Raw genomic sequence first — 12,344 nt, 5'->3', positions numbered from 1 at the left:
GCTTCTGCCTTTTCTGCAGCAATACGCTCTTGCTCTAAACGTTCTGCTTCTAACTTTTCTGCAGCAATGCGTTCTTGTTCTAAACGTTCAGCTTCTGCCTTTTCTGCTTCAATTCGCTGTTGTTCTTCTATTTGCTTCTGGTTATCAGCCTCTTTTGCTGCTTGCTCTGCTTGTTGCTTATCTGATTTGCCAAAACCAAACCAAGACAGGAATTTACTTTTTTTTGCCATACTTGCTAATAACCACTTATAAAAATCTGATAAACTTACATGAATAATAGTTTGGTGACAGTTCAGCATTTTAGCCAAACATAAACAGGTACCATCTATCGCTAAGGTCGCAATACTATCACTTTTAGCGCAGTAGAAAAATGACACGCTAGCTATTGCATACAATATTATCTGAGCTAGGGGTCAGTTACCAATGATTAGTGAGTTAAATGAGAAAAAAATCAACAGCTAACCGCCTAGTGAAAGCAACGAACAATAAATCAGCAAATGGCTTTATTCGTATCATTAGCGGACAATTTCGAGGTAGGAAACTCCCTGTAAAAGATGTGCAAGGATTACGTCCAACCACAGATCGCATTAAAGAAACGGTGTTTAACTGGCTAATGCAAGATACCCGAGGCGCAGCTGTTCTTGACTGCTTTGCCGGTTCTGGCGGCTTAGGGTTTGAAGCTTTATCTCGCTTTGCTCAACGCGCTACCTTTTTTGAGCTCGATAAAGGTGCCGCTATTCAGCTAAAAGAAAATATTAGCACGCTTAAATTAGATAATGCAGTGATTAAACAAGATAATAGCCTTTCTCTATTAGCTAATAATGCGCAAAACGAGCAATTTGATTTGGTTTTTGTTGACCCGCCATTTCGACAAAACTTAGCTGAAAAAACTTGTTTTTTACTCGAAGAAAATAACTGGTTAACTGCCCAAGCGCTAATATATGTTGAAGTCGAAAGCGAATTAAACAGCCTTGACATTCCAGATAACTGGATGCTTTTAAAAGAAAAAACCGCCGGACAAGTGATTTGCCGCTTATATCAGCGAGAGGCAAATTAACACTGTTTTGCAAACGTAGTTTCTGTTAATATTATCCTTTACATGTGGTGTTGCTTCGGATTACAATACCGCACCATTTTTGAACCACTTGATCGTTATTTGATCAACTTGAGCAACGCTCATTATTTAGGTAGGTGAATTTTTAATGCCAGTAATTAAAGTAAGAGAGAACGAACCGTTTGACGTAGCACTTCGTCGCTTCAAGCGTTCATGTGAAAAAGCAGGTATCCTTTCAGAAGTTCGTCGTCGCGAACACTATGAAAAACCAACAGCTGAGCGTAAGCGTAAAAAAGCTGCTGCAGTAAAGCGTCACATGAAGAAGCTTTCTCGCGATAACGCACGTCGCGTTAAATTATACTAATCAGTATTTGGTCTTGTATAAATGAGCCTTTTATTAACGCTAAAAGATGCGCAAAAAGATGCGATGAAGGCAAAAGACAAAGAACGTCTTAAGCCAATCCGCATGGTACTTGCAGCAATCAAGCAACGTGAAATTGACGAGCAAATTACACTTGATGACGACGGTATTACCGCTGTTCTAGTGAAGCTTGTAAAACAACGTCGCGATTCTTACACCCAGTACATTGATGCGGGCCGTGAAGATTTAGCTGAAATTGAAGCCAATGAGATTAAAGCACTTGAAGAATTCTTACCTCAACAATTGAGTGAAGAAGAAATCATTGCTCTTATTGACTCGGCTATTGCTGATACAAATGCAGCGGGTATGCAAGACATGGGTAAGGTAATGGGAGTTATCAAAAGCAAAGCTGAAGGTCGTGCCGATTTAGGTAAGATTTCTGGCTTAATCAAGCAACGATTAACTGCCTAACCCCCACATACAGATGTATGATTCAAGCAAACCGAGCCTAGTGCTCGGTTTCTTGCTTTTAGTCTTTCATAAACACAGTAATTGTGTTCAAATCTTATTTTAGAACGCAAAGATAGCGCAGGAAAAAACAACAGCTATGGCCGGAAAGATCCCTCGACAGTTTATTGATGATTTACTCGCCCGCACAGATATTGTTGAGTTAATTGATTCGAGAGTTGGCCTAAAAAAAGCAGGTAAAGACTACCAAGCCTGTTGCCCATTCCACAACGAAAAGTCACCCTCTTTTACCGTTTCTCAAAATAAACAGTTTTACCACTGCTTTGGTTGTGGTGCCAATGGCAATGCAATTTCATTTGTTATGGAATACGACAAATTAGAATTCGTTGATGCCATTGAAGAGTTAGCGAGTATGCTCAATTTAGACGTACCTCGTGAACAAGGGGGCAGCTCAGGCCCACAACGTACAGCCGAACAAAAGCGCTCTGATTACGATTTAATGTTACACGCAGCACGCTTTTATCAGCATCAATTAAAGCATCATGCCAACTCGAAAACGGTTATCGACTATATCAAAGGTCGTGGCTTAAGCGGAGAAACAGCGAAAAAGTTCATGATTGGCTATGCCCCGAGCGAATGGGAAGCGCTATGCCAGCAACTTGGCCGCAATAAAGATCAAAAAGAGCAGCTTGTAGAACTAAAACTAGCCTCTGAAAAGTCGCCTGGTCGCCAATTTGACTTTTTCCGTGACCGACTCATGTTCCCTATACGCGATAAACGCGGTCGGGTGATTGCCTTTGGTGGCCGTGTTATGCAAGCGGATCAAGGTCCTAAGTACCTTAACTCACCAGAAACCCGTATCTTCCACAAAGGCTTTGAGCTCTATGGTTTATACGAAGCAAAGCAAGCTCACAAAAAGCTCGACCATATTTTAATTGTTGAAGGCTACATGGATGTCGTTGCTCTAGCCGAGCAAGGCATTGAATATGCCGTCGCAGCCCTTGGCACAGCCACCACTGCAGAGCATATGCACACGTTATTTAGAACCACAGATAAAGTGATTTGTTGTTACGATGGTGACCGCGCTGGTCGTGATGCGGCATGGCGAGCGCTTGAGAATGCGCTTCCTTATCTTGCAGATGGTAAATCATTGAAGTTCGTGTTTTTACCAGACGGTGAAGACCCTGATTCGCTAGTACAAAAAGAAGGTAAAGACGCTTTTGAGGCAAGATTAAGTGAAGCAGATGATTTTACCAAGGTGCTGTTTAATAAGCTCAGCCAAGAGGTTGATCTCACTCAAGATGCAGGTAAAGCAAAACTACTCAGTGATGCCCTACCGCTAATTGAAAAAATCCCCAGTGATTTTTACCAAGAAAATATTTTGGAACATCTTGGCCGTTTAATTGGTCGTACGCGGGAGCAATTAAATAACCGCGTTAAATCGCCAAAACAGCAACATGCTATTGAACGAAAATTTAAAATCACACCGATGCGCCAAGCCATTGGGATTTTATTGCAACACCCTAATTTGGCGACCAGCATAGCCTATATGCCAGAATTAGCAGAAATGAAAATCGCGGGTATTGAATTATTTTTACGCATTCAGCATTTAGCCCTAGAGCGTGAAGGTGTCACCACCGCACAAATTTTAGAGTCATTTAGGGGTGGCGCTGAATATGACGCGCTAGTGAAGTTAGCAACTTGGCAGCACCAAATAAATGACGATCGTTTAGAGACGGTTTTTAAAAATACTTTTAAATTTATTGAAGACCAGTGTTTAAATTATCGACTAGAGACCCTATTAATAAAAGACAAAACCCAAGGCTTAAGCAGCGAAGAAAGGCTAGAATGCCACTTACTGACACAAGCGTTAAAAGGCAGCAACAGCTAGTCAGAATTGAATAATGCTGTTATACTGTGCTATTCACTGCGTCTAGTTAGTTTTCGTGTCGCTTAATTAATAAGCGAGCTGGCGCCTGTTGTATCAACTTTCAGAGTGGAAGAATAAATCTCTATGGATCCAACTCCTCAGTCACAATTAAAGCTTCTGATTCAAAAAGGTAAAGAGCAAGGTTATTTAACTTTTGCAGAAGTTAATGATCACCTTCCACAAGACATTATCGACTCAGATCAGGTAGAAGATATCATTAGCATGATTAATGACATGGGTATCCAGGTAAGCGAAAGCGCACCTGATGCTGATGAATTAATGATGCAAGAAACAACGACAGACGAAGACGCAGCAGAAGCCGCGGCCGCTGCACTTGCGACTGTAGAAAAAGAGATCGGTCGAACAACTGACCCTGTCCGTATGTATATGCGTGAAATGGGTACTGTTGAACTTCTTACACGTGAAGGCGAAATCGTAATCGCTAAACGTATTGAGGAAGGTATTAACCAAGTACAGATTTCTGTTGCTGAATACCCAGAAGCAATCACTTATCTACTAGAGCAATGGGACAAATTTGAAGCTGAAGAAATGCGCTTAAGCGACATTATTTCAGGTTTCTTTGATCCTAATAATGAAGACGAATCACAAATTTCTGCTACTCATATCGGTTCAGAGTTAAACGAAGAACAGCTTGACGACGAAGACGACGAAGCTGATGACGAAGACGAAGATGAAGATGGCGATGATGATAGTGACGGTGATGGCGACGGCGATACAGGCCCTGATCCTGAAGAAGCCCGCATTCACTTTGAAAACTTACGTAACCTTTATAATAAAGCACGTGATACATTCGAAGAGAAAGGTCGCTCACACCCTGATTCACTAGCAGCTATTGCAGAAATCGGCGAACTATTTAAAACATTTAAATTAGTGCCAAAACAGTTTGACCGCATGGTAAACAACATGCGCGATATGATGGACCGCGTTCGCGTTCAAGAACGTATCATCATGAAGCAAGCTGTACAAATTGCGAAGTTACCGAAAAAGAACTTCATCAAGCATTTTGCTAACAACGAAACAGATTCAAGCTGGATTGACCTTGAAATTGCTGCAAACGAGAAATACTCAGTAGCACTTGAAGAAGTTAAGCCAGAGATCATTCGTTGTATTAATAAGTTATGTGCAATTGAAGAAAGCACAGGTCTTAGCATCGAGCGTATTAAAGACATCAACCGTCGTATGAGTATCGGTGAAGCGAAAGCTCGTCGTGCGAAAAAAGAAATGGTTGAAGCGAACTTACGTCTTGTAATTTCGATTGCGAAAAAATACACCAACCGTGGTTTACAATTCTTAGACCTTATCCAAGAGGGTAACATTGGTCTAATGAAAGCGGTTGATAAGTTCGAATACCGCCGTGGTTATAAGTTCTCAACTTATGCGACATGGTGGATCCGTCAAGCAATCACGCGTTCGATTGCTGACCAAGCACGTACGATCCGTATTCCTGTGCACATGATTGAGACGATCAACAAGCTAAACCGTATCTCTCGTCAAATGCTACAAGAGATGGGTCGTGAGCCGAGCCCAGAAGAATTAGCTGAGCGTATGTTAATGCCTGAAGACAAGATCCGTAAGGTACTTAAAATCGCAAAAGAGCCAATTTCAATGGAAACACCAATCGGTGATGATGAAGATTCGCACTTAGGTGACTTCATTGAAGATACCACTATCGACTCACCTATTGATTCTGCAACAATGGAATCATTACGTGGCGCTACAAACGACGTATTAGCAGGCTTAACAGCCCGTGAAGCTAAAGTATTACGTATGCGTTTCGGTATCGATATGAACACTGACCATACATTAGAAGAAGTAGGTAAACAGTTTGACGTAACACGTGAGCGTATTCGTCAAATCGAAGCGAAAGCGTTACGTAAATTACGTCACCCTTCTCGTTCTGACTTACTGAAAAGCTTCTTAGATGCTAAGTAATTTAGTATCGCGTTATTAACTAAAAGGCCGCTGTTGCGGCCTTTTTTCTATTCGAGAGATATTCATGGCTTGGATCCAAATTCGCATCAATGCAAACGCTGACAACGCAGAATTAATCAGCGACTTATTAATGGACACTGGCAGTGCGTCAGTAACCTATGTTGACGCCAAAGATACCCCAATTTATGAGCCAAAGCTTGGTACCGTTCAACTATGGGCTGATACCACTGTGATTGGCCTTTATGACGCAAACCACGATATGGACAGCGTTGTAGAGACACTCAAAGCTGAAGCAACACTTGCCGATCAGCTTGTTTATAAAATTGAACAGCTAGAAGATAAAGATTGGGAACGTGAATGGATGGATAACTTCCACCCAATTCAATTCGGTGAGCGCTTATGGATCTGCCCAAGCTGGCGTGATATTCCCGATCCTAATGCTGTTAATGTATTACTCGATCCGGGTCTTGCTTTTGGCACCGGTACCCATGCAACGACTGCACTTTGTTTAAAATGGCTCGAAAGCCAAGATTTAACAGGTAAAACCGTGGTCGACTTTGGTTGTGGCTCGGGTATTTTAGGAATAGCAGCGATCAAACTAGGCGCTGAGCGTATGATTGGTATCGATATTGATCCTCAAGCTCTTGAAGCAAGCCGAGATAACGCGCAGCGTAATGGCGTTGCAGATAAACTAGAAGTCTATTTACCAGAAGATCAGCCTGAGTTTACAGCTGATATTGTCGTGGCGAATATTCTTGCACAACCGCTTCGCGAACTACATGAAGTGATCTTAGGTCTTTTAAAACCTAATGGTAAAATTGCCATGTCGGGTATTTTAGAAGAACAAGCTCAGTCTGTAGCCGACGTTTATGCGCCATTTTTAGCGCTTGATGAGATTGCAGTTGAAGGTGAATGGACCCGAGTCAGTGGTACTAAGCACGCTTAACAGCTAAAGAGTATTTACTCTAATCTAATAGGTAAAGCCAGTATTTAACAGGCTTTACCTTATTTTTACAGTTAGTAGATTCTCACTTTTCAAACAGCAAAAATATTTTTGTTCAAATATCAAACAAATCAACCTTTCCGTCAAACTGTTATCAAATGTCAATACAAAAAGGGCAAAAAAAAGTCACTTTTGTTCAATTTATAGCCTTTGATTTTTGCAAAAAAAACCGTAAACTTAGCGCCCCTTGAAAAGAGGCCTATTGAATAACGTGCGTATCGGTTCATACCAACTTGAGAACAACGTAATTGTCGCGCCAATGGCAGGCATTACAGACAGACCATTTAGACAACTTTGCCGTCGCTTAGGTGCAGGCCTAGCTGTTTCTGAAATGCTCTCGTCAAACCCGAAAGTATGGAAAACCGAAAAATCGATGAACCGTATGGATCACAGCGGTGAGTCGGGAATTCGCTCGGTGCAAATCGCCGGAGCCGATCCTGAGCTTATGGCGCAGGCAGCACAATTCAATGTCAGCAATGGTGCACAGATCATAGATATTAATATGGGGTGCCCTGCTAAAAAAGTGAATAAGAAACTCGCAGGCTCTGCCTTATTACAGTTTCCTGAATTAGTACAAGAGATACTCGATGCCGTTGTAAACGCTGTTGATGTCCCTGTCACTTTAAAAATCCGTACTGGATGGGATCAGGATAACCGTAATGGTGTCGAGATTGCGAGAATTGCTGAACGTTATGGCATTGCCTCACTGGCGGTACATGGGCGAACGCGCGCATGTATGTATAAAGGTGAAGCAGAATACGCCACGATTAGGGAAATAAAACGTTCAGTGTCTATCCCTGTAGTTGCCAATGGTGATATTACTTCACCAGAAAAAGCAAAGCAGGTTTTGGATTATACGGGTGCAGATGCCATTATGATTGGTCGAGCCGCCCAAGGTCGCCCTTGGATTTTTAGGGAGATAGACCACTATTTGCGAACTGGAGAACATTTGCCAGCACCTGAAATTGCAGAGGTGCGTAGCATTTTGATGGAGCATTTAGACAATCTTCATCAGTTTTACGGGGAGCCGATGGGAGCGCGTATCGCTCGAAAGCATGTATCTTGGTATTTGCAAACCCATGACAGTGACGGTCAGTTTAGGCGAGTATTTAATGCGTTAGATAACCCACAGGCACAAGTCGACGCATTAGAAGAATACTTTAAAACACTAGCAGCTAACTAAGAAAGAAAGAGACATATAACGATGTTCGAACAAAACGTGACTTCTCCATTTATCACAAACCCTCATGTACAGTCACACGAGAAACCACAGCCGTTGCGTGATGCAGTGAAAAAAGCTGTTCATCACTACTTAAAGCAACTTAATGGTCAAGACGTACAAGACGTGTACGACCTTGTTCTTTCTGAGCTAGAAGCACCATTACTTGAAGAAGTAATGACGTACACACGTGGTAACCAAACTCGTGCTGCAATCTTACTAGGTATCAACCGTGGTACTTTACGTAAAAAGCTTAAAAAATACGGCATGAACTAATACCCGTTATATTGAATCCGTAATCATTCTAACGAGCTATCGTTATAATTGCTTACAGCTTCATAGTAACTGGTAATAAGTTATTGAAAAAAGCACCTTAAGGTGCTTTTTTTATAGCTGTTAAAAACTATGCAAAATCCTCACGCTTTAAACGTCGTTTTTTAAAGCATATTCAGTTAAAATACCGCCTTTCTAAGCTAGCTCAAACATTGAGGTAATCAAAACTACAATGGATACACATCGTCCAATTCGTCGCGCACTACTAAGTGTGTCAGATAAAACCGGTATCGTTGAATTTGCTCGCGCTCTTGAAGCACAAGGCGTGGATATTTTATCAACTGGCGGTACTTGCAAATTACTTGCTGATAACGGCATCAAAGTCACTGAAGTATCTGACCATACTGGTCACCCTGAGATCATGGATGGTCGCGTAAAAACACTTCATCCTAAAATTCACGGCGGCATCCTAGCGCGTCGCGGTCAAGATGAAGACGTAATGAGCGAGAATAACATCTCTGCTATCGATATCGTTGTAGTTAACTTATACCCCTTCGCAAACACTGTTGCGAAAGAAGACTGCAGCCTAGAAGATGCGATTGAAAACATTGATATCGGTGGTCCAACTATGGTTCGCGCTGCGGCGAAAAACCATAAAGACGTGACTATCGTGGTAAATGCAAAAGATTACGACCGTGTAATCAGCGAAATGCAAAGCAACAACGGCTCTACAACGTATAAAACACGTTTTGACCTAGCTATCGCAGCTTACGAGCACACAGCTCAGTACGATGGCATGATTGCAAACTACTTCGGCAAAATGGTTCCTGACTACACAGAAGAAGCTGCTGAAGAGACTAAATTCCCACGCACTATCAACATGCAGTTCACTAAAAAGCAAGATATGCGCTACGGTGAGAACTCACACCAAGACGCTGCTTTTTATGTTGAAAACGACTTAACTGAAGCATCTGTTGCGACTGCGGTTCAACTGCAAGGTAAAGCTCTTTCTTACAACAACATTGCTGACACTGACGCAGCATTAGAGTGTGTAAAAGAATTCGACGTACCAGCGTGTGTTATCGTAAAACATGCGAACCCTTGTGGTGTGTCAATTGGTGACAACATTCTTGAAGCCTATGATCGTGCATTCAAAACTGACCCTACATCAGCATTTGGTGGCATCATCGCATTCAACAAAGAGCTTGATGCAGACACAGCTGAAGCAATTGTTTCTCGTCAATTCGTTGAAGTTATCATTGCACCTAAAGTATCTGAAGCAGCTGCACAAATCGTATCTGCTAAGCAAAACGTTCGTTTATTAGAATGTGGTGAATGGACGGGTAATGCAACAGGTCACGACATCAAGCGTGTTAATGGCGGTATTCTAGTTCAAGACCGCGACCTAGGCATGGTAACGCAAGGCGACCTTAAAGTTGTATCTAAGCGTCAACCAACTGAGCAAGAATTAAAAGATTTATTATTCTGCTGGAAAGTAGCTAAATTCGTTAAGTCTAACGCGATTGTTTATGCACGTGATGGTATGACGATTGGTGTAGGCGCAGGTCAAATGAGCCGCGTTTACTCAGCTAAAATTGCAGGTATCAAAGCCGCTGACGAAAACCTTGAAGTAAAAGGTTCAGTTATGGCATCGGATGCATTCTTCCCATTCCGTGACGGTATTGATGCAGCTGCAGAAGCTGGCATCACCGCTGTTATTCAACCAGGTGGTTCAATGCGCGATGAAGAAGTTATCGCTGCAGCTGACGAAGCTGGTATGGCAATGGTATTTACTGGTATGCGCCATTTCCGCCACTAATCACATAAAGGGTTAAGCAAATAGCTTAACCCTTTTTGTTTGCCACAAATTCACGTATTCTGATTAATAATAATAATTACCCATATAATGAAGGAACAGATGATGAAATTTGCCGTTAAGTCGTTACTTGTTGCAGGCCTCGCACTGACATCAGCACAGGCTTTAAGCCATGGCCATGAATCAGCGCTTACACAAGCCGTGCAATCAAGCGAACGTGATGCTAAAAATAGCGCACGTGATCAATATCGCCATCCAGTTGAGACACTTGAGTTCTTTGGCTTCAAGCCAAGCATGACCGTTGTTGAAATTGCACCGGGCGGTGGTTGGTACAGTGAAATCCTTGCACCGGCTGTTAAAGGCCATGGTGTTTACTACGCGGCACATTTCCCTGCTGATTCTGACGTGGGTTATTACCAACGTTCATTAGCTGGTTTTAAGAAAAAGATGAGCGATGACGCACGCTTCAGTGAAGTAAAACTGACTGAGTTTGCGCCAGTGACGCATCTTGATATTGCACCAGCGGGTAGCGCAGATCTTGTCTTAACATTTAGAAATGTACACAACTGGTACATGGGTAAAGATAAAGAAGGCGCGTTAAGTGCGTTTAAAGCATTTTATAAAGCACTTAAACCTGGCGGCACTTTAGGTGTGGTTGAACACCGCCTACCTGAAGCGCGCAGTGATGAGGATCAGAAATCATCAGGTTATATGAAGCAAAGCTATGTAGTTGATATTGCAAAGCAAGCTGGCTTTGAACTGGTGGCAAGCAGTGACATTAATGCAAACCCACTTGATACAGCAGATCACCCTAAAGGGGTGTGGACACTACCACCAAGCCTTCGTTTAGGCGAGCAAGATGCCGCGAAGTATAAAGCAATTGGTGAAAGTGATCGTATGACGCTGAAGTTTAAAAAACCGCTATAAATAGGATTATACGCCATGAATGTACTTGTCATCGGCAGTGGCGGCCGCGAACACGCTCTTGCGTTTAAGGCTGCACAAAATACTAAAGTAAACACCGTTTTCGTCGCACCAGGTAACGCAGGTACTGCACTTGAGCCAAAACTAGAAAACGTTGCTATCAATGTTGAAGACCTAGCAGGTTTAGTTACTTTTGCTAAAGAAAACAACGTTGAATTAACCATTGTTGGTCCAGAAGTACCGCTTGTTTTAGGTGTAGTTGATACATTCCGTGAAAACGGTCTAGCTATCTTTGGCCCAACAGCAGGTGCTGCACAGCTAGAAGGCTCGAAGTCATTCACTAAAGACTTCTTAGCACGTCACGACATTCCAACAGCTGATTACCAAACGTTTGAACAAATCGACCCTGCACTGGCTTACCTTAAAGAAAAAGGTGCGCCAATTGTTGTTAAAGCTGATGGCTTAGCAGCTGGTAAAGGCGTTATCGTTGCGATGACAGAGCTTGAAGCTGAAGAAGCTATCCGCGATATGCTTGCAGGCAACAGCTTCGGTGAAGCGGGTAGCCGTGTAGTTATCGAAGAGTTCTTAGAAGGTGAAGAAGCTTCTTTCATCGTGATGGTTGATGGCAAAAACGTACTGCCATTTGCAACCAGCCAAGACCACAAACGCGCTTACAATGGTGACCAAGGTCCAAACACTGGCGGCATGGGGGCATACTCACCGGCACCAGTAGTGACTGATGAAATTCACCAACGTATTATGAACGAAGTGATCTACCCAACGGTTGAAGGCATGGCAAAAGAAGGCCACCCTTACACTGGTTTCTTATACGCAGGTTTAATGATCACCGCTGATGGCACGCCAAAAGTAATCGAATACAACTGTCGTTTTGGCGACCCTGAAACACAACCAATGATGCTTCGTCTTAAGTCTGATCTTGTTGAACTTATCGAAGCGGCTAACCGTGAAGAACTAGATAAAACAGCAATCGAGTTCGACCCACGTGCAGCAGTCGGTGTTGTATTAGCAGCTAAAGGCTACCCAGATAGCTACCCGAAAGGTGACACTATCAATGGCTTGCAAGTTACTTACCCTGAAGGTGAGAAAGTATTCCACGCAGGGACTAAGCAAGACGGCGACAACGTAGTAACAGCTGGCGGTCGTGTACTGTGTGCTACGGCACTTGGTAACACAGTAACTGAAGCGCAGCAACGTGCTTATAAACTGGTTGATCAAATCAGCTGGGAAGGCATGGAATATCGTACTGATATCGCTTACCGTGCTATTGCTCGCGAACAGAATTAAGGTCAAACCAGTCTAATTCTGAAAAAAGCGCAGTTTAT

The 12,344-nt window shown here is 42.7% G+C and carries 11 protein-coding genes and 1 pseudogene; 11 read left to right on the top strand and 1 reads right to left on the bottom strand.

Annotation, left to right across the window (positions count from 1 at the left end; genetic code table 11):
* Positions 1 to 377, bottom strand: a pseudogene (locus CWC28_RS13875) (hypothetical protein); the annotation flags it as partial.
* 62 nt (positions 378 to 439) lie between these two features.
* Between CWC28_RS13875 and rsmD the strand changes: the two are divergent.
* The 11 genes from rsmD to purD all read left to right on the top strand — a co-directional run bounded on the left by rsmD (position 440) and on the right by purD (position 12,306).
* Complete coding sequence (gene rsmD / locus CWC28_RS13870; RefSeq protein WP_105181310.1) at positions 440 to 1,057, top strand: 16S rRNA (guanine(966)-N(2))-methyltransferase RsmD; 618 nt, start codon at positions 440 to 442, stop codon at positions 1,055 to 1,057.
* 145 nt (positions 1,058 to 1,202) lie between these two features.
* Positions 1,203 to 1,418, top strand: a complete 216-nt coding sequence (rpsU, locus tag CWC28_RS13865; RefSeq protein WP_002957797.1) for a 30S ribosomal protein S21 — start codon at positions 1,203 to 1,205, stop codon at positions 1,416 to 1,418.
* A 21-nt stretch (positions 1,419 to 1,439) separates the two neighbouring features.
* Entirely contained in the window at positions 1,440 to 1,886 is a 447-nt protein-coding gene (locus CWC28_RS13860) for a GatB/YqeY domain-containing protein (protein ID WP_062568695.1), read from the top strand.
* Positions 1,887 to 2,022: 136 nt separating this feature from the next.
* A complete protein-coding gene (gene dnaG / locus CWC28_RS13855) occupies positions 2,023 to 3,774 on the top strand; it encodes a DNA primase (RefSeq protein ID WP_138625279.1) in 1,752 nt (583 codons plus the stop codon).
* Between the two features lie 123 nt (positions 3,775 to 3,897).
* Positions 3,898 to 5,766, top strand: a complete 1,869-nt coding sequence (rpoD, locus tag CWC28_RS13850; protein ID WP_063703034.1) for an RNA polymerase sigma factor RpoD — start codon at positions 3,898 to 3,900, stop codon at positions 5,764 to 5,766.
* A gap of 64 nt (positions 5,767 to 5,830) precedes the next feature.
* On the top strand, positions 5,831 to 6,712 hold the full coding sequence (gene prmA, locus CWC28_RS13845) for a 50S ribosomal protein L11 methyltransferase (RefSeq protein WP_063703032.1): 882 nt from the start codon (positions 5,831 to 5,833) through the stop codon (positions 6,710 to 6,712).
* A 268-nt stretch (positions 6,713 to 6,980) separates the two neighbouring features.
* The gene (dusB, locus tag CWC28_RS13840) at positions 6,981 to 7,952 is read left to right on the top strand and encodes a tRNA dihydrouridine synthase DusB (protein ID WP_171038310.1); all 972 of its coding nucleotides are present in this window, start codon (positions 6,981 to 6,983) and stop codon (positions 7,950 to 7,952) included.
* 21 nt (positions 7,953 to 7,973) lie between these two features.
* Complete coding sequence (fis, locus tag CWC28_RS13835; protein WP_002957804.1) at positions 7,974 to 8,264, top strand: DNA-binding transcriptional regulator Fis; 291 nt, start codon at positions 7,974 to 7,976, stop codon at positions 8,262 to 8,264.
* A gap of 229 nt (positions 8,265 to 8,493) precedes the next feature.
* The gene (purH, locus tag CWC28_RS13830; protein ID WP_063703027.1) at positions 8,494 to 10,080 is read left to right on the top strand and encodes a bifunctional phosphoribosylaminoimidazolecarboxamide formyltransferase/IMP cyclohydrolase; all 1,587 of its coding nucleotides are present in this window, start codon (positions 8,494 to 8,496) and stop codon (positions 10,078 to 10,080) included.
* Positions 10,081 to 10,182: 102 nt separating this feature from the next.
* Positions 10,183 to 11,004, top strand: a complete 822-nt coding sequence (locus CWC28_RS13825; RefSeq protein WP_063703025.1) for a class I SAM-dependent methyltransferase — start codon at positions 10,183 to 10,185, stop codon at positions 11,002 to 11,004.
* Between the two features lie 15 nt (positions 11,005 to 11,019).
* A complete protein-coding gene (purD, locus tag CWC28_RS13820; protein WP_063703023.1) occupies positions 11,020 to 12,306 on the top strand; it encodes a phosphoribosylamine--glycine ligase in 1,287 nt (428 codons plus the stop codon).
* The last annotated feature ends 38 nt before the right edge of the window (positions 12,307 to 12,344 follow it).

The organism is Pseudoalteromonas sp. S4492 (assembly GCF_005886115.1).
GTDB lineage: Bacteria > Pseudomonadota > Gammaproteobacteria > Enterobacterales > Alteromonadaceae > Pseudoalteromonas > Pseudoalteromonas gelatinilytica.
Note: the sequence above shows the minus strand (reverse complement) of the source record. Positions and strands in the feature narration are given on the sequence as shown.

Bases quoted from the DNA above. Each gene is read 5' to 3' on its own strand.
- rsmD (WP_105181310.1), top strand. From the start codon at position 440: ATGAGAAAAAAATCAACAGCTAACCGCCTAGTGAAAGCAACGAACAAT.
- rpsU (WP_002957797.1), top strand. From the start codon at position 1,203: ATGCCAGTAATTAAAGTAAGAGAGAACGAACCGTTTGACGTAGCACTT.
- CWC28_RS13860 (WP_062568695.1), top strand. From the start codon at position 1,440: ATGAGCCTTTTATTAACGCTAAAAGATGCGCAAAAAGATGCGATGAAG.
- dnaG (WP_138625279.1), top strand. From the start codon at position 2,023: ATGGCCGGAAAGATCCCTCGACAGTTTATTGATGATTTACTCGCCCGC.
- rpoD (WP_063703034.1), top strand. From the start codon at position 3,898: ATGGATCCAACTCCTCAGTCACAATTAAAGCTTCTGATTCAAAAAGGT.
- prmA (WP_063703032.1), top strand. From the start codon at position 5,831: ATGGCTTGGATCCAAATTCGCATCAATGCAAACGCTGACAACGCAGAA.
- fis (WP_002957804.1), top strand. From the start codon at position 7,974: ATGTTCGAACAAAACGTGACTTCTCCATTTATCACAAACCCTCATGTA.
- purH (WP_063703027.1), top strand. From the start codon at position 8,494: ATGGATACACATCGTCCAATTCGTCGCGCACTACTAAGTGTGTCAGAT.
- CWC28_RS13825 (WP_063703025.1), top strand. From the start codon at position 10,183: ATGAAATTTGCCGTTAAGTCGTTACTTGTTGCAGGCCTCGCACTGACA.
- purD (WP_063703023.1), top strand. From the start codon at position 11,020: ATGAATGTACTTGTCATCGGCAGTGGCGGCCGCGAACACGCTCTTGCG.